Genomic DNA, 24,443 nt, shown 5'->3' with positions numbered 1-24,443 from the left:
CGGAGAGCGGCCGGGCCGGGTCACCGCAGGCGGCCGGTGGCGAGCAGTGCCGCGGTGGGTAGGTTGAGCAGCCCGTCCACGTCGAGGTACGCGGCGGTCACCCGTTCGTACTCGTGCCGGGCCTGCCGGCGGAACTCGGTCGTGGTGCCGTCGAGCAACAGCCCGAGCTGACCGATGCCGGCGGCCGGTCCGGCCCACCAGTCCTCCGGGTCGGTGCGGTGCACCCACGACAGCGTCTCGCACCGCACCGCGTCCAGGCCCGCGTCGCACAGCAACCCGGTCAGGCCGGCGGGCGTACGGTCGAAGTTCCGGTCGGCGGCCACCCGCGGCAGGTCCGGTCGGAGTGGCCCGCCCGCGGCCTCGTACGCCTGCCCCCAGAGCCGTTGCAGCGGTGGCTGCGGGTGGGGCCAGACGGTGACCGCCACCCATCCGCCGGGGCGTACCACCCGACGCAGCGCCGCGACAGCGGCCTGCGGATCGCCGACATGGTTGATCACGAAGTTCGCCACCGCGGCGTCGAAGACGCCCGTGGGGAAGGGCAGCAGCGGCAGCACGGCCTGCGCGAAGTGGCCGGCCGGACGGGCCGTACGGGCCTTGGCGATCATGCTGGCCTCGGCGTCCACGGCGGTCACCGTGGCGCCGCGGGTGGCGGCGAGCGCCGCCACGGTGCCCGGCCCGGTGCCGACGTCCAGCAGCCGGGTGCCGGCGTCCACCTGCGCCGCGTCCAGCAGAGCGGGTGCCGGGTACGCGCAGAGGCGGCCGAAACTGCGCGCGTACGCCTCGGCGCGCCCCGCCCACCGTCCATGTTCATGATCGTCGAATCTGGTCATCGACGTGACCCTGGTCGCACTCCTGACATGCCGGGCGCCGCGCTGTGCCCCCGGCGGGCATGGCGCACGTACCGTCGGGGTATCGCGTGCGCGAGCACGCTGCCGGGGAGGACGATGTGGACGGACGGTCGACAGGTCGGTTCCGAGGGCCGCTGGCGGGGCTGCTGGTGGCGCTCGTCGCGGTCGGCGGTTGCTTCGTGGGCGGTGTAGGTGACCCGCAGGGCCGCGAGCCGGCGCCGGTCGAGCCGACGGCGGCGCCGGGCACGGCCACCACCCGCGCCGACGGCACCACCAGCGTCGAGGAGTTCGCCCAGGACGTCGCCGACGCGGAGGCCGTGGCCGAGCGCTACTGGGCGGCCCAGTTCCGGTCGTCGGGGGAGCGGTTCCAGCCGATCCGCCGGATCATTCCCTATCAGCGGGCCGGTGAGGTCTCCTGCGGCGGGCAGGCGCTGCCCCGCAACAACGCCGTCTACTGCTCGCAGGGCGACTTCATCGCGTACGACGTGGCCTGGTCGGTGGCCGCGTTCCGGCAGGTCGGCGACGCGTTCGTATTCTACCTGCTCGGCCACGAGTACGCCCACGGCATCCAGGTGCGCCTCGGCATCCGCTACAGCTTCACCATCCAGCAGGAGTTGCAGGCCGACTGTATGGCCGGGGCGTACCTCGGCGACTCGGTGCGGTCCCGTCTGCTCACCCTCGGCGAGGGCGATCTGGAGGAGTTCCGGGAGGGGTTGGCGGCGGTCGGTGACGACCCCGACCAGCCCTGGTTCGCCGAGGGCTCGCACGGCACCGCGGAGCAGCGCACCGAGTCGTTCTTCCGCGGCTACGAGCGGTCGCTCGCCGCCTGCGACCTCCGCTGATCGGCCGTTAGGCCGCGGTGGGCCGGGCGATTGCGTGGGTCACCCGGGCGGGCACCGCGACGACCGAACCGGGATGCCCCTGAGAGGATCCCGGCATGTCCGTGGAGGATCCGAACACCAGCCGTCATCCCGCCGCCGTGCTCTTCGACATGGACGGCACCCTGGTCGACAGCGAGAAGCTGTGGGACGTCGCGTTGCAGGAGCTCGCCGAGACGTACGGCGGCACGCTGTCCGACGCCGCCCGTAAGGCGATCATCGGCACGGCCATGGCCGATTCGATGCGTATCCTCCACGACGATCTCGGCCAGCCGGAGCGGGATCCGGCGGTCAGCGCGGCGTGGATCGACGCGCGGATCCTGGAGCTGTTCCGCTCCGGGTTGCGTTGGCGGCCGGGGGCGATGGCCCTGCTGAAGGCGGTACGCGCGGCCGGCATCCCGACGGCTCTGGTCACCTCCAGCGGCCGGCCGCTGGTCGAGGTGGCCCTGGAGACCCTCGGGCGGGACAGCTTCGACGTGGTGGTCTGCGGCGACGAGGTGGTCGCGACCAAGCCGCACCCGGAGCCGTACCTGACCGCCGCTCGGCTGCTCGGTGTGCCGATCGAGCGGTGCGTGGCGATCGAGGACTCGAGGACGGGGGTGGCCAGCGCCCTGGCCGCCGGCGCCGCCGTGCTGGCCGTACCCGGCGAGGTGCCGCTGCCGCCGACGGACGGCGTACACCAGCTCGAAAGCTTGACCGCCGTGGACCTGGAGCTGCTCGCCGCGCTGCTCGGTAAGCCGACCGCCGGCCGGTGACGCGCCGGGGCCCCACCGGTCGGCGGGGCCCCGTGGAGCTCGTGCGGGGCCCTCGGTGGCCCCGATGCGGGGCGGTCCCCGGCCAGCGAGGCCCGGGGACCGCCCCGCACGGGTCAGTCGTGCGCGATCGCGCCCAGGACGTTGATCCGGGCGGCCCGGACCGCGGGCAGGACCGCGGCGACCACTCCGACGACCGCGGCGAGCCCGAGGGCGACCAGTATCTGCGTCCACGGCAGGACCAGGTCGGTGATGCCCTCGTCCTTCAGTGCCTCGACCACCGCGGCACCCAGTCCGGTGCCGACGACGACGCCGAGCAGCGCGCCGAACACCGAGATCACCACCGCCTCGACGGTGATCATCCGCATGGTCTGCGCCCGGCGTAGCCCGATGGCCCGCAACAGCCCCAGCTCGCGGGTGCGTTCCAGCACCGACAGCGCCAGCGTGTTGATGATGCCGAGGACCGCGATCACGATGGCCAGGGCCAGCAGGATCTGGATCATCGTGAGCAACCCGTCCACCTGACCGGCCTGCTGCTCGATGAACGCGTCCCGGTCGGCCACCGATACCTCGGGAGAGTCGGCGAGCAGCGCCTCGACCTGCGGCTGCACGTCGGCGACCTGCGTGCCGGGGGCCAGCTGGATGAAGCCCTGGACCGGCTGCGGGATGGCGAAGTCGCGGGCCGCCTCCGGCGGGAGCACGACACCGTTGGTCAGCTGGCTGCTGGTGTAGATGCCGGTGACCGTGTACGTGCTGGGTTCGCCTCGGGACAGCTGCACCGGCACCGTCGAACCGACCGAGAGCCCCCGGTCCTCCGCGGTGTCCGTGCTGATCAGCATCTGGTTCGGCCCGAGCCGGTCGATGTCACCGGCCGTGGGCTGCACCCCGAAGATCTGCCGGAGCGCGGTGTCGTTGCTGCTCGCCGCCACCCAGGTGCGTTCCCCGCCGACCACGGCCAGGTCGCCGTACTCGCCGTCGACCAGTTGGACGCCGGGGATCGCGGCGGCCTTCTCGAGCACCGCCGGGTCGAACGTCGGCGGCCGCGGGCCGCTCTGCACGCCGGCGATGACCAGTTCGGCCTTGATGGTGTCCTGGGCGAGGCCGCTGATGCTGCTCTTGGCCGAGTCCAGGATCACCGTCACGCCGGTGACCAGGGCGATACCGACCATCAGCGCCGCCGCGGTGATGGCGGTGCGGCGCGGGTTGCGCCCCGAGTTGAGCCGTCCCAGTTTGCCCGGCACCGACCAGGCGAAGATCGCCCCGAGCAGGCTCACCACCGGCCGGCTGATCAGCGGAGTCAGCAACGCGACACCGATGAAGGCGAACAGCACCCCACCCAGGATCGTCACCAGCGTGTTGCCGCCCGCGTTGCCGGAGAGGCCGAGGAAGAGCAGCACCGCACCGACCGCGCTGACCAGACCACCGGCCACCGTGATCCGGGTCAGCGGGCGGTCCGGGGTGGCCACGTCCTGCATCGCCGCGATCGGCGGGATCCGCGACGCTCGCAGCGCCGGCAGCAGCGCCGCCACCACGGTGATGATCAGGCCCACCGCGAACGCGCTGATCACGGCCGAGACCGGTACGCCGATCCCGGCCAGGGTGAGCCCGCCGGCAAGGTTGCCGAACGCCCACGCGAGCAGCGCGCCGATGCCGATGCCGGCGGCCAGGCCGAGCACCGAGGCGATCAGGCCCACCGCGATCGCCTCCAGCACCACCGAGCCGATCATCTGCCGGCGGCTGGCCCCGATGGCGCGCATCAAGGCCAGCTCACGGGTGCGCTGCGCCACGATGATCGAGAAGGTGTTGAGGATCAGGAACGTGCCGACCAGCAACGCCACCGCCGCGAAGCCGAGCAGGATCCGGTTGAAGAACGACAGCGCCTCCTTGAAGCCCTGGGCGGCCTCCTCCGAGAGTTGCTTGCCGGTCTTCACCACGTACGCGTCGCCCACCGCGGTGGTCACGGAGTCGCGCAGCGACTCGGGGGTGACGCCGTCGGCGGCCTTCACGCTCACGCTGTTGAACGTGTTCGGCTCGCCCAGCATCAGCCGCTGGGCCACCGGCGTGGTGAACATGATCTCGTTGGAGCCGCCGATCGAGTCCCGGCCACCGCTGTAACCGAAGATCCCGACGATCGTGAACTCCTGCTTCGGTTCCATCGGGGTGAGCACCCCGACCCGGTCCCCGAGCTTCACCTTGCCCGCGTCGGCGAGCCCCTTGTTGATGACGATCTCGTCGGCGGCGTCGGCGCCGCGTCCCTCGCGCAGCTGGATCAGGTCCGTCTCGCCGGTCCAGTTCTCGCCGAGCTGCGGCGGACCGAACGAGGCGACGGCCTTGCCGTTGCTGCCGATCAGCCGGGCCCCGTCGACGGCGACCACCCCGGTCGCCTCGGCCACCCCCGGCACCGTGCGGACCTTCTCGACCGTGCCCGCCGGGAACGGCGGCGCCTGCTGTTCGCCCTCGATCTCCGACATCGCGATCTTCGGTTTGGCCGCGACGTTGACGTCCACCCCCTCGTACGCGTCCGCGAAGATCGCGTCGAAGGTGCGGCCGAGGGTGTCGGTCAGCACGAACGCGCCGGAGACGAACATCACGCCGAGTACGACGGCCAGGCCGGAGAGGGTGAGCCGCAGCTTGCGTGCCAGCAGGCTCTTGAGCGTCGCCCGGAGCATCAGCCGTTCACCTCGGCCGAGACGTCCAGCTTCTTCATCGTGTCCAGCACCGTCTCGGCGGTCGGCTCGATCAACTCCGAGACGATCTGCCCGTCGGCAAGGAAGACCACCCGGTCGGCGTACGCGGCGGCGGTCGGGTCGTGAGTGACCATGACGATGGTCTGACCGTGCTCACGTACCGAGTCGCGCAGGAAGTTCAGCACCTCCGCACCGGCGCGGGAGTCCAGGTTTCCCGTCGGCTCGTCAGCGAAGATCACCTCGGGGCGGGAGACCAGGGCCCGGGCGCACGCCACCCGCTGCTGCTGCCCGCCGGAGAGCTGCGCCGGCCGATGGTCCAGCCGGTCACGAAGCCCCACCGTGTCGATCACGATGTCGTACCAGGCCGGGTCCGGCTTGCGCCCGGCGATCGACAAGGGCAGCAGGATGTTCTCCTTGGCGCTGAGCGTGGGCAGCAGGTTGAACTGCTGGAAGATGAAGCCCACCTTGTCCCGGCGCAGCTTGGTCAGCCCGGCGTCGCCCAGGCCGGTGACCGTGGTGTCGCCGATCGACACCGTCCCCCGGGTCACCGAGTCCAACCCGGCCAGGCAGTGCATCAACGTCGACTTGCCGGACCCCGACGGACCCATGATCGCGGTGAAGCGACCCCGCTCGAACTCGGCGCTGACCCCCCGTAGCGCGACGACCTGCGCCTCGCCGCTGCCGTACACCTTCCATACGTCGCTCGCCCGGGCCGCGGCCTGCGCCTGCTGGCCTACCGTCGCGGTCACGTGTTCTCCCTCTGTCGTGCGGTCGGTCCGCGCCGCCCCCCGCTGCGTTCGGCGCGGCAGTCCCATCCTCCGCGTTCACCGCCCCAGTCTTCTCCGACCTCGGTCGGAGTCATGGCGGATTTCCGCGCTGCGGGTGCCCCCCATCCCGACTCAGGGTTGCCCCTGATCGCCGCGGCCGATCGACCACGGGGCGTCGTCATCGAGCACCCGGGCCCGACGTCGTTGGGTTCACGCCGCCTGAGGGTCAACCGTGTCGGGCCGTCTGCGGTCACGGTAGGTGACGACGGCAACAGATACCTCGCGCCGAGGGCGGATCTTCGAATACGCCGACGGGGGTAGTCCGCCGGCCGCGCTACCCCCTGGGGCGTACGAGGCCCGTCTCATACGCCAGCACGACGGCCTGCACCCGGTCGCGGAGACCCAGCTTCAGCAACACGTGCCCGACGTGCGTCTTGATGGTGGTCTCGCTCACCGACAGCTCCGCGGCGATCTCGGAGTTGGACAAGCCACGGGCGACCTGCACCAGCACCTCCCGCTCCCGCTCGGTGAGCGCGGCCAGCGAGCGCGGCGGCGCGGCCAACGGGTCCGGCAGCACCTCGGCGAACAGGTCCAGCAGCCGCTTGAGGATGCGCGGCGCCACCACCGCCTCGCCGGCGGCCACGGTGCGGATCGCCGTGACCAGGTCCTCGGCGGGCACGTCCTTGGCCAGGAAGCCGCTGGCCCCGGCGCGCAGCGCCCCCACCACGTACTCGTCGAGGTCGAAGGTGGTGAGGATCAGCACCCGCACCGGCAGGCGGGCGCCGACGATCGCCCGGGTGGCCGTCACCCCGTCCATCCGTGGCATCCGGATGTCCATCAGCACCACGTCGGGCAGCAGCCGGCGGGACAGGTCCACCGCCTCCACGCCGTCACCGGCCTCGGCGACGACGTCCAGGTCCTGCTCCGCGCCCAGCACCATCCGGAACCCGGTGCGCAGCAGCGGCTGATCGTCGGCGAGCAGGACACGTACCGGCCGTGGCGTCCGATCGGTCATTGCGCCCTCCTGTCCCGCCCGTCACGCCGCACCCGCCCCCGGCTGCTCCACCGGGGGCTCGTCGCGTACACCCGGAAACCGCCGCCGGCCCGTAGGACACCACCGTAGAGCCCGACCCGTTCCCGCACGCCCACCAGACCGTGCCCCACGCCGCAGGAGCCGGGAGCCGGGCCCTGTCCGCCGGTGACCTCCACCGACACGGCGGCCGCCCCGTAGCCGATGCGCACCTCCGCGCCAGCTTGCTTGGGCGAGTTGGTCAGACGCCTCCGGCACGATCCGGAAGATCGCCGACGCCGCACCCTCGTCCGGTTCGACCGGGTCACCCGAGACACGTAGCGTCACCGGCAGGCCCGCCTCGCGTACCTGTTCGGTCAGGGCGTCGATGCCGGCGAGCCCCGGCTGTGGGGTGAGGTCGCCGTCCGGCTCCGCGTCCGTACGCAGCACCGCCCACGGGCGCCCGGTCGTACCGCGACGGGTAGCCGCCTTTCGGCGGTGCCGATCACCGCCGAGGACGCCGCCGGTCTCCTCCGTGGCGAGGAGGGTTCACTCGTCCGCCCCGGGCTGCGCGGGCCGGGACCGGGCGTCGAGCAGCGGGTCGGGCGTCGACGCGGCGGCCGGGAACGGCGGCGGTGTGCCGCCGAAGCTCGGGCACAGCGCCTGGTGGTTGCACCAGTCGCAGAGACGGCTCGGCCGGGGCCGGAAATCCTGCTGCTCGGTGGCCTGCTCGATCGCCCGCCACAGCGCCACCACCGTCCGCTCGAACCGGACCAGCTCATCTGCGTCGGGGGTGTAGTCGCAGATCTCGGCATCGCGCAGGTAGAGCAGGCGCAGCACGCGCGGGACCACACCCCGGGTACGCCACAGCACCAGGGCGTAGAACTTCAGCTGGAACAGGGCCCGCGCCTCGAACGCCTCACGCGGCGCGCCGCCGGTCTTGTAGTCGACCACCCGCAGCGCGCCGTCCGGCGCGACATCGAGGCGGTCGAGGTAGCCGCGGATCAGCAGCTCGTCGTCGACCACCGCCGAGATCAGGCTCTCCCGCTCGGCGGGCTCCAATCGCCGCGGATCCTCCACCGCGAAGTAGCCCTCGAGCAACGCCGCGGCCGACCGGAGGAACTCGGCGCGGGCGGCCGGGTCGCCGTCGGCGGGGAACAGCCCGGCCAGCTCCGGCTGCTCGGTGACCAGCCGGTCCCACTGCGGGGCGACCAGGTCGCCGGCGGCGTCCGGGCTGCGGCCGGTGGCGGGCAGGTCGAACAGCCGCTCCAGCACCGCGTGCACCAGCGTGCCGCGGGCCTGCTCGACGGTGGGCCGCTCGGGCAGCCGGTCGATGCTGCGGAACCGGTAGAGCAGGGGGCAGGTCTTGAAATCCGCCGCCCGCGACGGCGACAACGAGGCCCGCACTGTCGCCGGCACCTCCGCCGTGGCCGTGGACTGTCGCGTGGTCACCGGGTCCGCCGTCATGTGGGGAAGATTAGGGCACCGGTGTGACACCTTCCGCCCCCGCCGCCCCGCGCGCCGTCTCAGGCGCAGTACGTAGCATCGACCCGATGGAGCAGACGTCCCGGCCGCGGCGCCGGCCCCGCGGTGGTCCCGGCCTGACCGTGGGACGGGTGTTCGGCGTACCGCTGTACCTCAACGGCTCGATGCTCCTGCTCGCCCTGCTGGTGACCGTGCTGTACGGCGAGTTCGCCCGCCACCAGCTCGCCCTGTCGCAGTTGAGCGGCTACGTCATCGGCGTCGGGTTCGTGGTGTCCCTGCTCGGCTCGGTACTGCTGCACGAGCTCGGCCATGCCCTCACCGCCCGCCGGTACGGCATCGGCGTGCGGGGGATCACCCTCGAACTGCTCGGCGGCTACACGGAGATGGACCGCGACGCCCCGTCCCCCCGCGTGGACCTGCTCGTGTCGCTGGCCGGGCCGGCGGTCTCCGCGGTCCTCGGCGCGATCGCCGTCGTGGTCACCCTCGCCCTGCCCGACCACACGGTCGCCAACCAGCTCGCGTTCCAGCTCGCGGTGAGCAACGTCATCGTCGCGGTCTTCAACGCGCTGCCCGGGCTGCCGCTCGACGGCGGGCGGGCGCTGCGTGCCGCGGTGTGGGCGGCGACCGGTGACCGGCACCGGGGCACCGAGGTGGCCGGCTGGGTGGGGCGGATCGTCGCCGCCGGCACCGCCGGGTTGGTCGCCGTGCTCACCCTCAACCACCAACTCGCCCCGCTGGCGCTGCCGCTGATGCTGCTGGTGGCGTTCACCCTGTGGCGCGGCGCCGGCCAGTCGATCCGGTACGCGAAGGTCAGCCGACGCTTCCCACTGATCGACCTGGCCCGCCTGGCCCGGCCGGTCTGGCCGGTGCCGACCGGCACCCCGCTCGCCGAGGCGCAGCGCCGAGCCGAGGACGCGCGGACCGGCGCGGCGCTCCTCGTCACCGACGGTGCCGGCCGGCCCGTCGGCCTGGTCGACCCGGTCGCCGTGGCGGCGGTACCCGTCGAGCGCCGACCCTGGCTCGCCGTCGACGCGGTGTCCCGATCGCTGTCCACGCTGCCCGTCCTTGCCGTCGGGTTGGACGGGGAACGCGTGATGGAGGCCGTGCAGACCCACCCGGGCGCGCAGTACGTGGTGACCTCAGGCGAAGATGTCGTCGGCGTTCTGCACATCGCGGATCTCGCCCAGCTCCTCGAACCCGACCGGAAGATGAACACGTGAGCGCAACTCCCTCCGCCGTCCCGGCCCACCCGGGTGCCCCGGCACCCGCCGACCGCCCCGGACTGCCACCGGCGCGCCGGGGCGCCTTCCAGGTCGGCGACCGGGTGCAGCTGACCGACCCGAAGGGGCGGATGCACACCATCACCCTGGAGCCCGGCAAGGCCTTCCACACCCACCGCGGCATCCTCGAGCACGACGCGCTCATCGGTCAGCCCGACGGCAGCGTGGTCACCACCAGCGGCGGTGGCACCGCGTTCCTCGCCCTGCGCCCGCTGCTCGCCGACTACGTGTTGTCCATGCCGCGCGGCGCGCAGGTCATCTACCCGAAGGACTCCGCGCAGATCGTCGCGATGGGCGACATCTTCCCCGGCGCCAAGGTGCTCGAGGCCGGCGCGGGCTCCGGCGCGCTCAGCTGCTCGCTGCTGCGGGCGGTCGGCACCGAGGGAGAGCTGCATTCGTACGAGGTCCGCGAGGACTTCGCCCAGATCGCCCGCCGCAACGTGGAGTCGTTCTTCAACGGCCCGCACCCGGCGTGGAACCTGCACGTCGGCGACGTGGCCCAGTGCCGGGAGACCGGCTTCGACCGGATCATCCTCGACATGCTCACCCCCTGGGAGACCCTGGACATGGTCGAGCGGGCGCTGCTGCCCGGCGGGGTGTTCATCGGCTACGTGGCCACCACCCCGCAGCTGTCCGAGCTGGTCGAGGCGTTGCGCGAGCGGGGCGGCTGGACCGAGCCCCGGGCCTGGGAGTCCCTGGTGCGTGACTGGCACGCCGAGGGCCTCGCCGTCCGCCCGGACCACCGGATGGTCGCCCACACCGCGTTCCTCGTCTCCGCCCGCAAGCTCGCCCCCGGCGTCACCGCGCCGCCCCGCCGGCGCAAGCCGAGCAAGGGCACCGAGGCGTACGTCCAGCGCCGCCAGGTGTTGCGGGAGGCGGAGGCGGCCCGGCAGGCAGCCGCCCAGGCGGCGGTCACAGCGCCCGAGGCTACGGAGGAGATGGAGACGCCGTGACGGGCCATCCGGCATGAGTGCAGGGTCGTTCCGGCAGCGAACGGTCCAGGGGGCCTCGAGCAGAGGGAGGAAACGGCATGAGCAGCCCGGGCTACGGCGGCGGTGACCTGCCAGCGGTCTTCCCGGACTGGTCGCCGTACCAGGACCTGGAGTCGGCGGCGCGGGCCTACCTGCGCGACCCGGACATCGCTCTGGAGGCGCTCGGCGGGGTGCTGCGCGGCGCGTCGGTGCTCGGCTTCACGCTGGAACGTTTCGTCAACGAGGTCAACGGGGTGTGGCAGGAGGTCGTCGTCTGCGACGGCAGCCGGCTGATCCTCTGGCACGGCGAGGACGTGCCGCCGGGGGAGGGGCCGCCCGGGTCGATGACCTCGTCGCTACGGGTGGTGCCGGTCTCCACGGTCACCGAGGTCGGCTGCCGACGGCGGCTCACCCGCTCCGACAACGGCGAGGTCCGCGTCGACAGCATCGACGTCTACCTGCTGCTGACCTCGCTCGACGAGGCGCCGCCACCCGAGGAGGTGACCGGCGCGCCCCGCCACGACGCGCTGCGCTTCGGCAAGACCCTCGACGACGGCGGCGCCGGACAGATCGCCCGGCTCGAGGAGTTCGCGCGGCTGGTTGCCTCGGTCGTCGGCCGGCCGATGCTCTGACCGCCCGGCGCGTTCACCGCAGAGGGTCCACTCCGGCGCGCCCGGTGGGAATTGACGAGGCGGCCCGGCGGCACGCACCGCCAGGGCCGTCCGTTCGGTCTGCTCAGTCCTCGGCGTCGGGGCCGGCCACCTCGACGCCGTCGCCGGCGCGCACCACGTGGATGCACTCGCCCGGGCACTCCTTCGCCGAGTCGATCACCTCGAGGCGCAGGTGCTCGGGCACGTCGACGCGGCTGCCCGGGGTCTGCAGGAGCTCGCCGTCGGGGCCCTTGACGTAGGCCAGGCCGTCGATGTCGAACTCGAAGACCTCCGGCGCGTACTGCACGCAGAGCCCGTCGCCCGTGCAGAGATCCTGGTCCACCCAGACCTGAAGCTGGTCCGTCGCGACCTGCGCCACCGGTGCACCCCCCATGTTCTCCCGTCCTACGCCCCGACGGTACCCGAACGCCCGTACCGGTCCCGATGCCCACCCTTGGCGATCAAGGTTCGGTGACAGGGGCGTTGCGCGGGACCGAATCGGGCTCATAGCGGCTAGTGTTAGGCCAGAACGTTCAAGCCCCCCGGGGAGGTGGGACGTGGCACGCAGCGACGACGCGGACTCGCGCGCCGCACGGTGGGAGAAGGAGGCCCACGATCTCTCCACGCAGGTCGCCTTCCTCCAAGAGGAACTCGCCCTGGTGCGGCGCAAGTTGACCGAAGGCCCCCGACACGTCCGGCAGCTCGAGGAGCGGCTGGCCGCCACCCAGGCGCAGTTGGCGCGGCTGACCGAGAACAACGAACGGCTCGTGAGCACCCTCAAGGAGGCTCGCGCGCAGATCGTGACGCTCAAGGAGGAGATCGACCGCCTCGCTCAGCCACCGAGTGGCTACGGAGTGTTCCTCGCTCGGCACGACGACGGCACCGTCGACGTCTTCACCGGTGGCCGCAAGCTGCGCGTCGCGGTGTCGCCGTCGTTGGACGTCGGCGAACTGCGGCGCGGGCAGGAGGTCCTGCTCAACGACGCGCTCAACATCGTGGACGCGTTCGGCTACGAGCGGGTCGGCGAGGTGGTCATGCTCAAGGAGGTGTTGGAGAGCCCTGGCGGAGGGCCCGGTGACCGGGCGCTGGTGGTCTCCCACTCCGACGAGGAGCGCATCGTGCACCTCGCCGAGAGCCTGATCGGATCCCCGATCCGGGCCGGCGACTCGCTGATGATCGAGCCCCGTTCGGCGTACGCGTACGAGCGGATCCCGAAGAGCGAGGTCGAGGAACTGGTCCTCGAGGAGGTGCCCGACGTCGACTACTCCGACATCGGTGGCCTCCAGGCGCAGATCGAGCAGATCCGCGACGCGGTGGAACTGCCCTTCCTGCACGCCGACCTGTTCCGTGAGCACCAGCTCCGCCCGCCCAAGGGGATCCTGCTCTACGGGCCGCCCGGCTGCGGTAAGACGCTGATCGCCAAGGCGGTGGCCAACTCGCTGGCCAAGAAGATCGCCGAGCGGCGGGGCGAGGAGAAGCACACCAGCTTCTTCCTCAACATCAAGGGCCCCGAGCTGCTCAACAAGTACGTCGGCGAGACCGAGCGGCACATCCGGATGATCTTCCAGCGAGCCCGGGAGAAGGCCGGCGAGGGCACCCCGGTGATCGTGTTCTTCGACGAGATGGACTCGGTCTTCCGCACCCGCGGTTCCGGCGTCTCCTCCGACGTGGAGAACACCATCGTTCCGCAGCTGCTCAGCGAGATCGACGGTGTGGAGGGCCTGGAGAACGTCATCGTCATCGGCGCGTCCAACCGTGAGGACATGATCGACCCGGCCATCCTGCGTCCCGGGCGGCTCGACGTGAAGATCAAGATCGAGCGGCCGGACGCCGAGGCGGCCAAGGACATCTTCTCCAAGTACATCCTCTCGGGTCTGCCGCTGCACCCCGACGACCTGACCGAGCACGGCGGTGACGCACAGGCCACCGTGGCGGCGATGATCGACGCGGTCGTGCTGCGGATGTACTCCGAGACCGAGGAGAACCGATTCCTCGAGGTCACCTACGCCAACGGCGACAAGGAAGTCCTCTACTTCAAGGACTTCAACTCGGGCGCGATGATCCAGAACATCGTCGACCGGGGCAAGAAGATGGCCATCAAGGAGTTCCTCACCTCCGGCCGCAAGGGACTGCGCCTGCAGCACCTGCTCGACGCCTGCGTCGACGAGTTCCGGGAGAACGAGGACCTGCCCAACACCACGAACCCGGACGACTGGGCCCGCATCTCCGGCAAGAAGGGCGAGCGGATCGTCTACATCCGCACGCTCGTCTCCGGTGGCAAGGGCACCGACGCCGGAAGGTCCATCGAGACCGCGAGCAACACCGGCCAGTACCTCTGACCGGCAGCGCGCGACGACGGGGCCCGGGGTGGCGTACGCCCCGGGCCCCGTCCATCGCCGCATCCGGCCCGAACCGGATCTCCGCGCGCCGGGCCGCGGCCCGCCGCACCCGGCGCCGGCGGGCCGTCCACGCCACCCGCGGACGGCGCAACCCCGGCGAAGCCCCCGTTCGCCGTGTGGCCGACTACGCTCGACGGGACGGGGGACCGGTCGGGCGAGCGGAGCGAGCAGGTCGATGAGCGTACGACGGATCATGGGCACCGAGGTCGAGTACGGCATCTCCGTGCCCGGCCAGGCCGGCGCCAACCCGATGGTCACCTCCTCACAGGTGGTGAACGCCTACGGGGCGCGCCCGGAACTCAATCGCGGTGGCCGCGCCCGCTGGGACTACGAGGAGGAGTCGCCGCTGCGCGACGCCCGGGGTTTCACCTACTCCGGTGCCGCCTACGACCCCGCGGAAGCCCTCGCCGACGAGGACCTGGGGCTCGCCAACGTGATACTGACCAATGGCGCGCGCCTCTACGTCGACCACGCGCACCCCGAGTACTCCACTCCGGAGGTGACCAACCCGCTGGACGTGGTGCGTTGGGACAAGGCCGGCGAGCGGGTGATGGCCGAGGCGGCCCGGCGGGCGGCCACCATCCCCGGCACCCAGCCGATCCACCTCTACAAGAACAACACCGACAACAAGGGCGCCAGCTACGGGGCGCACGAGAACTACCTGATGCGGCGACAGACCCCGTTCGCGGACATCGTGGCGTACCTGACCCCGTTCTTCGTCACCCGGCAGATCGTCTGCGGCGCCGGGCGGGTCGGCATCGGCCAGGACGGCAGCCAGAGCGGATTCCAGATCTCCCAGCGGGCCGACTTCTTCGAGGTCGAGGTCGGGCTGGAGACCACCCTCAAGCGGCCGATCATCAACACGCGCGACGAGCCGCACGCGGACGCGGACAAGTACCGGCGGCTGCACGTCATCATCGGCGACGCCAACCTCTCCGAGATCTCCACCTACCTGAAGGTCGGCACCACCGCCCTGATCCTCACCATGATCGAGGAGAAGGCGCTCGGCCCCGACCTGGGAATCGCCGACCCGGTCAACGAGCTGCGCGCGGTCAGCCACGACCCGTCGCTGACCCACCTGATGCGGATGCGTGACGGCCGGCGGCTCACGGCGCTGGACGTGCAGTGGGCGTACTACGAGCGCGTGCGGTCCTTTGTCGACGACCGTTACGGCGACGATGTGGACGCCCAGACGGGGGACGTGCTGGCCCGCTGGGAGAGCGTGCTGGACCGGCTCGGCCGGGACGCGATGCTCTGCGCCGACGAGTTGGACTGGGTGGCGAAGCTGCGGCTGCTGCACGGTTACCAGGAGCGGGAGAAGCTCGGCTGGGGGGCGCACAAGCTCCAGCTGGTCGACCTGCAGTACTCCGACGTGCGTCCGGAGAAGGGCCTCTACCACCGCCTGGTCTCCCGCGGGGCGATGAAGACGCTGCTCAGCGACGAGCAGACCCGTACCGCCATGACCGAGCCGCCGGAGGACACCCGGGCCTACTTCCGTGGCCGCTGCCTCGCCCAGTACGCATCAGAGGTGGTCGCGGCGAGCTGGGACTCGGTCATCTTCGACGTGGGCCGCGAGTCGCTGGTGCGGGTGCCGATGATGGAGCCGGAGCGGGGTACCCGCAAGCACGTCGGAGCGCTGTTCGACCGGTGCGCCAGCGCCAAGGACCTGCTGGAGACGCTCACCGGCGGCTGACCGGCGATTGTGTGAAAGCCCGTCGCGTTGCGGCTACGGCGCGCGGCGGGCTTTTCGTCGCCTGCGCGGGGTAAGTTTCTCGCAAGAGATCGTTGGAGGAGGCAGCAATGGCCACTCGTGACAGCGGCGGTCAGTCGCAGTCGGGCAAGTCCCGTCAGAACGAGGAAGTCGAGGACGTCACGACCGAGGCGAACCCGGAGGTCGCCGAGCGGCACGCCGAGATCACCGAGGACGTCGACGACCTGCTCGACGAGATCGACTCCGTCCTCGAGGAGAACGCCGAGGAGTTCGTGAGGGGATATGTACAGAAAGGGGGGGAATGAGCTGAATGTCCGATTCGTCCAGCGAGTCGGGCAAGCAATGCCCCCAGTGCGAGCGAACCTTGCCCGCGGCGGAGTTTCATCGAAACCGGCGACGGGTCGACGGTCTCGCCTACTACTGCAAGACCTGTGCGGCGGCTCGCTCCGAGGCGAGCCGTCGCAAGCGCGGGATCGGACCGCAGAAGAAAGCTTCGGTGTCGGTCCCTGACGGTATGAAGTGGTGTCCGGACTGCGATCAGGTCAAGCCTCTCGAGGACTTCCCGCAAACCAGGAAGGCGAGCGGGCGTCACAGCTACTGCAAGCCCTGCCACAGCGCACGCGGAAAAGAGACCGCCCAGCGGCTCTACGGTGGTAGTCGGGAGTACCACCTGCGGCGGCGATACGGCGTCGGGCAGAAGGAGTTCGATGAACTCCTGACCGAGCAAGGTGGCGTCTGCGCGGTCTGCGGTACCCCCGATCCGGAACATCTGGACCACGATCATCGCACCGGATGGGTGCGCGGGATACTCTGCTTCAACTGCAACGGTGGTCTTGGCCAGTTCCGAGACAGTCCCGAGCGACTGGCCAGGGCGATCACGTACCTGAGAGGAACCACGTGGCAGCGGGTTTTGATCCATCCGGGCGTCTACCAGATGTGTTCACCAACGCGGGGACGTCCTCCTTCACGGCGTTCCTGAGCAAGGTGGCACCCGAGATGCTGCCCGGCCGGCGGCCGCTGCCGCCGGGCATGGCGGCCGACATGGCGCCGCACGCGACCACCATTGTGGCCATCGCGGCTGCCGGGGGTGTCGTGATGGCGGGCGACCGGCGGGCCACGATGGGCAACCTGATCGCCCAACGCGACATCGAGAAGGTGCACCCGGCCGACGCGTACTCGCTGGTCGGCATCGCCGGCACCGCCGGGATCGGCATCGAGCTGATGCGGCTGTTCCAGGTGGAGCTGGAGCACTACGAGAAGATCGAGGGCGCCATGCTCTCGCTCGACGGCAAGGCCAACCGGCTCGCCTCGATGATCCGGGGCAACCTCGGCGCCGCCATGCAGGGCCTCGCGGTGATCCCGCTCTTCGCCGGCTTCGACCTGGCCGCCGCCGACCCGGCCAAGGCCGGCCGGATCTTCAGCTTCGACGTCACCGGTGGCCCTTACGAGGAGACCGGCTACGACGCCATCGGCTCCGGCTCGCTGTTCGCCAAGTCGGCCCTGAAGAAGCGGTTCCGGGCCGGACTGTCGATCGACGACGCGGTCAAGCTCGCGGTCGAGGCGCTCTACGACGCCGCCGACGACGACACCGCGACCGGTGGCCCCGATCTGACCCGCCGCATCTACCCGGTCGTGATGACCGCGACCGCGGAGGGCACGCACCGGCTCACCGACGCCGAGACGGCGGCGATCGCGGAGGCCGTGGTCTCCGGCCGGATGGAAAACCCCGGCGGCTGACCGGCCGTCCGTATTCGTCAGCAGTCGTCTCGCACAGCGCTAAGGAGAACCAGCCGCCGTGGCCATGCAGTTCTACGCCTCGCCCGAGCAGATCATGCGCGACCGCTCCGAGCTGGCCCGCAAGGGCATCGCCCGCGGGCGCAGCGCGGTGGTCCTGAGCTACGAGGGCGGGGTGCTCTTCGTCGCCGAGAACCTCTCCAGCGCCCTGCACAAGGTCAGTGAGATCTACGACCGGATCGGCTTCGCGGCCGTCGGCCGGTACAACGAGTTCGAGAACCTGCGCCGTGCCGGCGTGCGGATGGCCGACCTGAACGGGCTTTCCTACGACCGGCGGGACGTCACCGGCCGGGCCCTGGCGAACGCCTTCGCGCAGACCCTGGGTGCCATCTTCACCGAGCAGTCGAAGCCGTTCGAGGTGGAGATTTGCGTGGCGGAGGTCGGGTCGACGCCCGAGGGGGACGAGCTCTACCGGCTCACCTACGACGGCTCGGTCAACGACGAGCCGGGCCGGATGGCGATGGGCGGCCAGGCGGAGGCGATCACCGGGGTGCTCAAGTCGGAGCACCGTCCGGACATGTCGCTCGGCGAGGCGGTGAAGGTGGCCGTCAAGGCGCTGGGCAGCGTCGGCGGCGAGGGTGGTGCGGCCCGCACCATCGCGGCGAACCAGTTGGAGGTGGCGGTCCTCGACCGTCGCCGGATCGGACGTACGTTCCGGCGGATCACCGGGGCCGCGCTCACCGCGTTGTTGAACGGCGGCGCGGCGGAGGAACCGGCGGGTGGCCCGCAGACCCCGGCGGTGCCGACGGGGGAGGCGCACAAGCCGACCACCTCCGCGGCTTCGGCGGACCTGGAGCGGCGGGAGCCGGAGGACGAGTCCTGAGCGTCGACGTGCGCCGTACCGCCTGAAGTCCCGAGCCGCCGGCCGCGCTCAGGCGGTTCGCCTGAGCGGCTCCCACCACATCCGGTTGTCCCGGTACCAGGCGATGGTGTCGTGCAGGCCCCGCTCGAAACCGACGTGCGGGGCGAAGCCGAGCTCGCGTCGGGCCGTGCCGGTGTCGAGGCTGTAACGCCGGTCGTGGCCCTTCCGGTCGGTGACCGGCTGGACCCGCTCCCACCCGGCGTCGAAGGCGTCCAGCAGCCGCCGGGTGAGTTCCCGGTTCGTCAGTTCGACGTCGCCGGCGAGGTGGTACACGCCGCCGGCCCGGCCCTTGAGCAGGGCGAGGGTGACACCGTGGCAGTGGTCGTCGACGTGCAGCCAGTCCCGGACGTTGCCGCCGTCGCCGTACAGCGGCAGGTCACGCCCGTCGAGCAGGTTGGTGATGAACAGCGGCACCACCTTCTCGGGGTGCTGGTAGGGCCCGTAGGTGTTGGAGCCCCGGGTCACCACGACGTCGAGGCCGTGAGTGCGGTGGTAGGCGAGGGCGAGCAGGTCGGCGCCGGCCTTGCTCGCCGAGTACGGCGAGCTCGGATCCAGCGGCGCGGCCTCGGTCCACGAGCCGTGCTCGATCGAGCCGTACACCTCGTCGGTGGAGATGTGCACGAACCGGCTCGTGCCGTGCCGCAGCGCGGCGTCGAGCAGGGTCTGGGTGCCGAGCACGTTGGTGGTGACGAACGGCGCCGCGCCGGCGATGGAGCGGTCGACGTGCGACTCCGCGGCGAAGTGGACGACAACGTCGTGCTCGGCGACGACCGCGTCGACCAGCGGGCCGTCGCAGACGTCGCCTGCCACGACACGCAGCCGGGAATCGGCGCGGACCGGATCGAGGCTGCCCTGGGTGCCCGCGTAGGTGAACTTGTCGAGCACCGTGACGGCGTCGGGGTGCAGCAGCGGCTCGGAACCGGTGAGCAGCCGCCGGACGTACGCCGAGCCGATGAACCCGGCGCCGCCGGTGACGAGGATCTTCACGGCTGCCAAGGTACCGGCCCACCGGCGGCGTGGGGCCGCCGTCCGTGCCTGCCCACCTCGCGGGCGCCGGGCCGCCGTGGGAGGCCACGCGGATGAGCCCTGCCCAATCCGGGCTTCGGGCGGCTAATGTCACACCATGGAGCGGCGAATCTTCGGCCTTGAGACCGAGTACGGCGTCACCTGTACCTACCGTGGGCAGCGGCGTCTCTCCCCGGACGAGGTGGCTCGGTACCTCTTCCGCCGGGTGGTGTCCTGGGGCCGGTCCAGCAACGTGTTCCTGCGCAACGGGGCCCGGCTCTACCTCGACGTCGGGTCCCACCCGGAGTACGCCACGCCGGAGTGCGATTCGGTGGTCGATCTGGTGGCCCACGACCGGGCCGGTGAGCGGATCCTCGAAGGGCTGCTCGTCGACGCGGAGAAGCGGCTGCACGACGAGGGCATCGCGGGTGAGATCTACCTGTTCAAGAACAACACCGACTCGGCCGGGAACTCGTACGGCTGCCACGAGAACTACCTGGTGTCCCGGCACGGCGAGTTCGGGCGGCTGGCCGACGTCCTGATCCCGTTCCTGGTGACGCGGCAGTTGATCTGTGGTGCGGGCAAGGTGCTGCAGACGCCGCGTGGCGCGGTGTACTGCCTCTCCCAGCGGGCCGAGCACATCTGGGAGGGCGTCTCCTCGGCGACGACCCGCAGCCGTCCCATCATCAACACGCGGGACGAGCCGCACGCCGACGCCGAACGTTACCGGCGGCTGCACGTGATCGTCGGCGACTCCAACATGAACGAGGTCACCACGCTGCTCAAGGTCGGTTCGGCCGACATCGTGCTGCGCATGATCGAGGCCGGGGTGGTGATGCGGGACCTGTCGCTGGAGAACCCGATCCGGGCGATCCGCGAGGTGTCCCACGACATCACCGGCCGGCGCAAGGTGCGGCTCGCCTCCGGCAAGGAGATCAGCGCGCTGGAGATCCAGCAGGAGTACCTGGCGAAGGCGACCGAGTTCGTCGAGCGGCGCGGCGGCGACCAGACCGCCAAGCGGGTGGTGGAGTTGTGGGGCCGGGTGCTGCGCGCGGTGGAGACCGGCGACCTGGATCCGGTGGCCCGGGAGATCGACTGGGTGACGAAGCTCCGGCTGATCGAGCGCTACCAGCGCAAGCACGACCTGCCGCTGTCGCATCCGCGGGTGGCCCAGATGGACCTGGCCTACCACGATGTGCGCCGCGGCCGCGGCCTGTACGCGCTGCTGGAGCGCCGCGGCGAGGTGGACCGGGTGGCGACCGACCCGGAGATCTTCGAGGCGAAGGAGACGCCGCCGCAGACGACCCGTGCCCGGCTGCGCGGCGAGTTCATCCGGCACGCGCAGGAGAAGCGGCGTGACTTCACCGTCGACTGGGTGCATCTGAAGCTCAACGACCAGGCGCAACGCACCGTGCTCTGCAAGGATCCGTTCCGGGCGTACGACGAGCGGGTCGAGCGGTTGATCGCCAGCATGTGACAGCCGTCCGGCCGGCCCGGTGGGACGTCCCACCGGGCCGGCCGGGTGGGTGGTGGTGTGCCGCACGGATCGGCCGTCCCGGTACGCTGGCCGGGCCATGACGACATCCCCGGGCCCGCAGTCGGGCCGAGAGCCCACCGAGAGCGGTCGACAGCGCCAGAACTGGGTCGAGCGCCGCCGGGCGAAGATCCGCGCCGAGATCGAACGGAACCGGCGCGGTGAGTACACGGTGCCCACCTGGGTGCTGGCGCTCGCGCTGGTGCTGATCGTGGGTGGCTGGCTCGCCCTGATCTACCTCGCCTGACTTTCCGGCACCCCCGCGGCGGCCTCAGGACCGCCGCCGTCACGCGCCGGGTGAGTCGACTCCCGCCGGTCGGCGACGTCGTGGCGACCCGCGCGGGCCAGCGGTTGGCCCGGCCGGGTCATCGAGGCGGGTACTCCCGCGCCGTCGTCGTCGCGGTCGACAGCTTCCTGCCCGCCGCGTCGGTGATTGGGAGATGCGACGAGGCGGGAGGCGGGCATGAACGACAGGAGGGCGCCGCAGCCGGAGCGAGCCGGCGAGGGCTGGCGCGACCCCGGGCCGCGAGACGTCACGCGGGACCGGGAGAACCCGGACCTGCTCGTACCGCCGGCCACTGATGCGGGGACGCTGCCGAACATGCGGTTCTCCTTCGCCGACGCGCACACCCGCATCGAACAGGGCGGCTGGACCCGCGAAATCACCCAGCGGGAGCTGCCGATCGCCACGGAGCTCGCCGGCGTCGACATGGCCCTGGAGCCCGGGGCGTACCGGGAACTGCACTGGCACAAGCAGTCGGAGTGGGCGTACGTGCTGAGGGGGAGTTGCCGCATCAGCGCGGTGGACCAGGAGGGCCGCAACTTCATCGACGACGTGCGGGCCGGCGACCTGTGGTTCTTCCCGAGGGGCGTGCCGCACCATATCCAGGCCCTCGACGAGGGGGTCGAGTTCCTGCTGGTCTTCGATGACGGCGGGTTCTCGGAGAACGGCACCTTCCTGATCAGCGACTGGTTCGCGCACACCCCGCGGGAGGTGCTGGCGAAGAACTTCGGCTGGGCGCCCGAGCTGCTGGACCGGCTGCCCGAGCGGGAGAGGTACATCTTCGCCGGGCAGGTCCCGCCGCCGTTGGATCGGGACCGGGTGATCAGTCCGACCGGGGACGTGCCGAACACTTTCAGCCACCGGATGCTGGCCCAGCAGCCGCAGCGGTTCCCCGGCGGCACCGTACGGATCGCCGACGTCGACACGTTCGCCGCCGCCACCACGATCTGCGCTGCGCTGGTGGAGGTCGAGCCGGGTGGTCTGCGTGAGCTGCACTGGCACCCCAACGACGACGAGTGGCAGTACTACATCTCCGGGCAGGGCCGGATGGGCGTATTCGCCAGTACGGGGGTGGCGCGGACCTTCGACTTCCGGGCCGGCGACGTCGGTTACGTGCCGTTCGCATACGGCCACTACATCGAGAACCGCGGGCCGGAGCCGTTGGTCTACCTGGAGATGTTCCGCAAGCCGCGGTTCGCCGACATCTCGCTGACCCAATGGATGGCGAACACCCCGGCCGAGGTGGTGGCGGACACCCTCAACCTGCCCCGGGAGGTGATCGCCGGGCTGCCTCGGGACAAGCGGCCCGTCGTCCGCTGACGCCGCGAGGTCAGCCGAGCAGGGTGGCGGCGTGCCGGCCGGCGGCCGCGGCGGCGAGGAAGTACGCGTGGTCGGCGTCCAGGCCCCGTCCCATCGTGGACAGTGGTACCGGGCCGGCCCGCAGCGCGGCGTCGAGGCCGTCGGTGCGTACCCGGACGATCCGATGCCGGGTGGCGAGCGGTTCCAGCGCCGCGTCGATGTCGGCGGCGAGCGCCGGGTCCAGGCCGTCGGGCACCACCAGTTCGGCCGGGGCCAGCGCCACCCGGCCGTACGCGGTGAGGCTGTGGTGGGAGACGCCGCGGTGCCGGGATCGGGCGTCGGCGTCGGAGATGCGCAGCGAGCCGACCGGGCGCCCGCCCAACGTCGCGATCGCGTTGACCGCCTCGCCGACGGCGACGCCGGAGAACCCCCACCGGGTGCCGGTGCCGAGGTTGCCCGGGCCCTGCGAGACGATCGCCACGTCGGCGCGGAGCACGTACCGGGCGGCGAGCAGCCCGCTGTGCAGCGTGCTCGCTTCCAGGTCGCCGCCGAAGGCCTGACCGACGCTGATCGTGCCGGCCAGCTCGTCCCGCAGCCCGGCGAGGGTGCGGGAGAACCAGGCCGGCAGGGCCCCGCCGTCGGTGAGCACGTACACGACCCGGGCGCCGGGCGCGTCGGCGCGGATGCCGGCGAGGATCGCCGGCAGGGCCGAGTGCAGGTCGGCGGTGACCACGGGCATGCCAACCAGGTCCTCGGCGGTCTCCAGGACCGCCCGGTGCGGCGAGGCCTCCTCGTCCACGCCGAGCAGGATCGGCTGCAGCGGGGTGTAGCGCGCCTTCACCAGGTGGCCGGCGTCGCGGGTGTCGACGGCCTGCGGCGGGTCCGGCGGCAACCGGTCCGGCAGCGCCACCACCAGGGCGTACCCGCCGGTGCCGAGTCCCATCAGCAGCGCGCCGGCGTTGAGCAGCACCCGGTCGCCCGGCTCGGGATGGCCGACCAGGTGGGGGTAGGCCAGGGCCCGCATGGGCGAGCCGTCGGGGAGCGTCACGTCCAGCTCCACCGCCCCGGCCCACTGCCGCCGCAGCGCCACCACCGTCCCGGATCGCCATCGCACCATGACGGGCACGCTAGCGTCCGCGCCCCGTACTCTCCGGCACCGGGTCCACGAGACGGTCACGTCCACCCGGGTCCGGGCCGGGTCAGCGGCGGCCCGGGTCGACGGGACCGTCGCCGATCGGCGGTTCCGGTTCCCCGTACGTTCCGGCGGTGGCGCCGGGCATCGAGTCGGTCGGGTCGAGGAAGAGGTACCGCACCTCCGGGTACCGCTGGCGCAGCCGCCGCTCGGCCTCGTCTGCGGCGGCCTCGATGTCCGCCCCGGTCGCTTCGTCGTGGAAGTCGACCTTAGCGGCGACCAGGATGTCCTCCGGGCCGAGTTGCATGGTGAAGAGCATGCCGACGCGGGTCACCTCGGGAAGCCCGGCGAGGGACCGCTCGATCTCGTGCTGCAGACGTTCCGGCACCGCGCGCCCGACCAGCAGCGACAGGTTGCTGTACGCCAGGATGGCGGCCACCACCAGCAGCAGCAGGCCGATCAGCACCGAGGCGATCCCGTCCCACAGTTCGTCGCCGGTGAGTTCGGAGAGCGCGACACCGCACCCGGCCAGGAGCAGCCCGATGAGCGCGGCGCTGTCCTCGAGGAAGACCGCCTTGACGGTGGTGTCAGCGGTCAGACGCAGGAAGCGGCGTGGCGTGGTGCCCCACCGCCTGGCCTCACGGCGTACCTGACGCAGTGCCCGGGCCAGCGAGATCGCCTCGATGACGAAGGAGACCGCGAGCACCACGTACGAGATCAGGAAGTTGCCGCTGTGTTCGTGCACGAGGATCGTGGTGATCCCGTGCGTGATCGCGAAGCCGGCGCCGCCGACGAAGGTGAACAGGGCGGCGAAGAAGGCCCAGACGTAGCTCTCCTTGCCGTAGCCGAAGGGATGGCGGGCGTCCGCCGGCCGTGCGCCGCGGCGCAGGGCCGTGAAGAGCAGCACCTCGGTGGTGGTGTCGGCCACCGAGTGGGCGGCCTCGGAGAGCATCGCCGCGGAGCCGGAGATCAGGCCCGCGACCAGCTTCGCGGCCGCGATGGCGAGGTTCGCCGCACCGGCCACGACGACCGTCCCGGCGCTCTCGGTCTTGACCTCCGGTTGTGCCATGAGACGACCCTATGGCCCCCGCCCCGGG

At 71.5% G+C, this 24,443-nt stretch carries 24 protein-coding genes; 14 read left to right on the top strand and 10 right to left on the bottom strand.

Annotation, left to right across the window (positions count from 1 at the left end; genetic code table 11):
- Window positions 1-20: 20 nt before the first annotated feature.
- Window positions 21-830 carry a methyltransferase domain-containing protein gene (locus tag AB0F98_RS20635; protein WP_357737574.1) on the bottom strand — a complete coding sequence of 270 codons (810 nt, stop codon included), beginning with the start codon at window positions 828-830 and terminating at the stop codon, window positions 21-23.
- An 86-nt stretch (window positions 831-916) separates the two neighbouring features.
- Between AB0F98_RS20635 and AB0F98_RS20630 the strand changes: the two genes are divergently transcribed.
- Window positions 917-1,690, top strand: coding sequence for a neutral zinc metallopeptidase (locus AB0F98_RS20630; RefSeq protein WP_357737572.1), 774 nt, complete (start codon window positions 917-919; stop codon window positions 1,688-1,690).
- A gap of 137 nt (window positions 1,691-1,827) precedes the next feature.
- Window positions 1,828-2,481, top strand: a complete 654-nt coding sequence (locus tag AB0F98_RS20625) for an HAD family phosphatase (RefSeq protein ID WP_357737613.1) — start codon at window positions 1,828-1,830, stop codon at window positions 2,479-2,481.
- A gap of 113 nt (window positions 2,482-2,594) precedes the next feature.
- Here AB0F98_RS20625 and AB0F98_RS20620 read toward each other — a convergent pair whose 3' ends face one another.
- The 5 genes from AB0F98_RS20620 to AB0F98_RS20600 all read right to left on the bottom strand — a co-directional run bounded on the left by AB0F98_RS20620 (window position 2,595) and on the right by AB0F98_RS20600 (window position 8,408).
- A complete protein-coding gene (locus AB0F98_RS20620) occupies window positions 2,595-5,147 on the bottom strand; it encodes an FtsX-like permease family protein (protein ID WP_357737570.1) in 2,553 nt (850 codons plus the stop codon).
- Window positions 5,147-5,914, bottom strand: a complete 768-nt coding sequence (locus tag AB0F98_RS20615) for an ABC transporter ATP-binding protein (protein ID WP_357737568.1) — start codon at window positions 5,912-5,914, stop codon at window positions 5,147-5,149. Before AB0F98_RS20615 ends, AB0F98_RS20620 begins: the two co-directional genes overlap by 1 nt.
- A gap of 352 nt (window positions 5,915-6,266) precedes the next feature.
- A complete protein-coding gene (locus tag AB0F98_RS20610; protein WP_357737566.1) occupies window positions 6,267-6,947 on the bottom strand; it encodes a response regulator transcription factor in 681 nt (226 codons plus the stop codon).
- Window positions 6,944-7,174 (bottom strand): hypothetical protein, encoded by a 231-nt coding sequence (locus AB0F98_RS20605; RefSeq protein WP_357737564.1) that lies wholly within the window; start codon window positions 7,172-7,174, stop codon window positions 6,944-6,946. The genes AB0F98_RS20610 and AB0F98_RS20605 overlap by 4 nt, the downstream gene beginning before the upstream one ends.
- A 316-nt stretch (window positions 7,175-7,490) precedes the next feature.
- The gene (locus tag AB0F98_RS20600; RefSeq protein ID WP_357737562.1) at window positions 7,491-8,408 is read right to left on the bottom strand and encodes a PD-(D/E)XK nuclease family protein; all 918 of its coding nucleotides are present in this window, start codon (window positions 8,406-8,408) and stop codon (window positions 7,491-7,493) included.
- A gap of 182 nt (window positions 8,409-8,590) precedes the next feature.
- Here AB0F98_RS20600 and AB0F98_RS20595 point away from each other — a divergent pair, with 182 nt between their 5' ends.
- The 3 genes from AB0F98_RS20595 to AB0F98_RS20585 all read left to right on the top strand — a co-directional run bounded on the left by AB0F98_RS20595 (window position 8,591) and on the right by AB0F98_RS20585 (window position 11,309).
- Window positions 8,591-9,646, top strand: a complete 1,056-nt coding sequence (locus tag AB0F98_RS20595; RefSeq protein ID WP_357737611.1) for a site-2 protease family protein — start codon at window positions 8,591-8,593, stop codon at window positions 9,644-9,646.
- Between the two features lie 62 nt (window positions 9,647-9,708).
- On the top strand, window positions 9,709-10,659 hold the full coding sequence (locus tag AB0F98_RS20590; protein WP_357737609.1) for a tRNA (adenine-N1)-methyltransferase: 951 nt from the start codon (window positions 9,709-9,711) through the stop codon (window positions 10,657-10,659).
- Window positions 10,660-10,736: 77 nt separating this feature from the next.
- A complete protein-coding gene (locus tag AB0F98_RS20585; RefSeq protein ID WP_357737560.1) occupies window positions 10,737-11,309 on the top strand; it encodes a hypothetical protein in 573 nt (190 codons plus the stop codon).
- Window positions 11,310-11,412: 103 nt separating this feature from the next.
- Here AB0F98_RS20585 and AB0F98_RS20580 read toward each other — a convergent pair whose 3' ends face one another.
- A complete protein-coding gene (locus AB0F98_RS20580; protein WP_357737607.1) occupies window positions 11,413-11,706 on the bottom strand; it encodes a ferredoxin in 294 nt (97 codons plus the stop codon).
- Between the two features lie 178 nt (window positions 11,707-11,884).
- On the opposite strand from AB0F98_RS20580, the gene arc reads away from it, so the two are divergent.
- The 6 genes from arc (at window position 11,885) to prcA (ending at window position 18,054) form a co-directional block, all read left to right on the top strand.
- Window positions 11,885-13,666 carry a proteasome ATPase gene (gene arc, locus AB0F98_RS20575; protein ID WP_357737558.1) on the top strand — a complete coding sequence of 594 codons (1,782 nt, stop codon included), beginning with the start codon at window positions 11,885-11,887 and terminating at the stop codon, window positions 13,664-13,666.
- A 235-nt stretch (window positions 13,667-13,901) separates the two neighbouring features.
- Entirely contained in the window at window positions 13,902-15,419 is a 1,518-nt protein-coding gene (gene dop / locus AB0F98_RS20570; protein WP_357737556.1) for a depupylase/deamidase Dop, read from the top strand.
- 107 nt (window positions 15,420-15,526) lie between these two features.
- A complete protein-coding gene (locus tag AB0F98_RS20565) occupies window positions 15,527-15,742 on the top strand; it encodes a ubiquitin-like protein Pup (protein ID WP_357737554.1) in 216 nt (71 codons plus the stop codon).
- 5 nt (window positions 15,743-15,747) lie between these two features.
- The gene (locus tag AB0F98_RS20560) at window positions 15,748-16,416 is read left to right on the top strand and encodes an endonuclease VII domain-containing protein (protein ID WP_357737552.1); all 669 of its coding nucleotides are present in this window, start codon (window positions 15,748-15,750) and stop codon (window positions 16,414-16,416) included.
- Window positions 16,335-17,174 carry a proteasome subunit beta gene (gene prcB, locus AB0F98_RS20555; RefSeq protein ID WP_350790088.1) on the top strand — a complete coding sequence of 280 codons (840 nt, stop codon included), beginning with the start codon at window positions 16,335-16,337 and terminating at the stop codon, window positions 17,172-17,174. The genes AB0F98_RS20560 and prcB overlap by 82 nt, the downstream gene beginning before the upstream one ends.
- Window positions 17,175-17,232: 58 nt before the next feature.
- Complete coding sequence (prcA, locus tag AB0F98_RS20550; RefSeq protein WP_357737549.1) at window positions 17,233-18,054, top strand: proteasome subunit alpha; 822 nt, start codon at window positions 17,233-17,235, stop codon at window positions 18,052-18,054.
- Between the two features lie 48 nt (window positions 18,055-18,102).
- Here prcA and rfbB read toward each other — a convergent pair whose 3' ends face one another.
- Window positions 18,103-19,080, bottom strand: coding sequence for a dTDP-glucose 4,6-dehydratase (gene rfbB / locus AB0F98_RS20545; RefSeq protein ID WP_357737547.1), 978 nt, complete (start codon window positions 19,078-19,080; stop codon window positions 18,103-18,105).
- Window positions 19,081-19,216: 136 nt separating this feature from the next.
- Here rfbB and pafA point away from each other — a divergent pair, with 136 nt between their 5' ends.
- The 3 genes from pafA to AB0F98_RS20530 all read left to right on the top strand — a co-directional run bounded on the left by pafA (window position 19,217) and on the right by AB0F98_RS20530 (window position 22,235).
- Window positions 19,217-20,575 carry a Pup--protein ligase gene (gene pafA / locus AB0F98_RS20540; protein WP_076471849.1) on the top strand — a complete coding sequence of 453 codons (1,359 nt, stop codon included), beginning with the start codon at window positions 19,217-19,219 and terminating at the stop codon, window positions 20,573-20,575.
- A gap of 97 nt (window positions 20,576-20,672) precedes the next feature.
- Window positions 20,673-20,879 (top strand): hypothetical protein, encoded by a 207-nt coding sequence (locus AB0F98_RS20535; RefSeq protein ID WP_076471848.1) that lies wholly within the window; start codon window positions 20,673-20,675, stop codon window positions 20,877-20,879.
- A gap of 216 nt (window positions 20,880-21,095) precedes the next feature.
- Entirely contained in the window at window positions 21,096-22,235 is a 1,140-nt protein-coding gene (locus tag AB0F98_RS20530; protein ID WP_357737544.1) for an oxalate decarboxylase family bicupin, read from the top strand.
- 10 nt (window positions 22,236-22,245) lie between these two features.
- Here AB0F98_RS20530 and AB0F98_RS20525 read toward each other — a convergent pair whose 3' ends face one another.
- Both AB0F98_RS20525 and AB0F98_RS20520 read right to left on the bottom strand, forming a co-directional pair.
- Window positions 22,246-23,331 carry a DUF3866 family protein gene (locus AB0F98_RS20525; protein ID WP_357737542.1) on the bottom strand — a complete coding sequence of 362 codons (1,086 nt, stop codon included), beginning with the start codon at window positions 23,329-23,331 and terminating at the stop codon, window positions 22,246-22,248.
- An 82-nt stretch (window positions 23,332-23,413) separates the two neighbouring features.
- Window positions 23,414-24,415, bottom strand: coding sequence for a cation transporter (locus tag AB0F98_RS20520; RefSeq protein ID WP_357737540.1), 1,002 nt, complete (start codon window positions 24,413-24,415; stop codon window positions 23,414-23,416).
- Between the last annotated feature and the right edge of the window lie 28 nt (window positions 24,416-24,443).

The organism is Micromonospora sp. NPDC023737 (assembly GCF_040639715.1).
In the GTDB taxonomy this organism is placed as follows: Bacteria; Actinomycetota; Actinomycetes; order Mycobacteriales; family Micromonosporaceae; genus Micromonospora.
The sequence above is the reverse complement of the archived record's forward strand: the minus strand, read 5'-3'. Positions and strand labels throughout refer to the sequence as shown.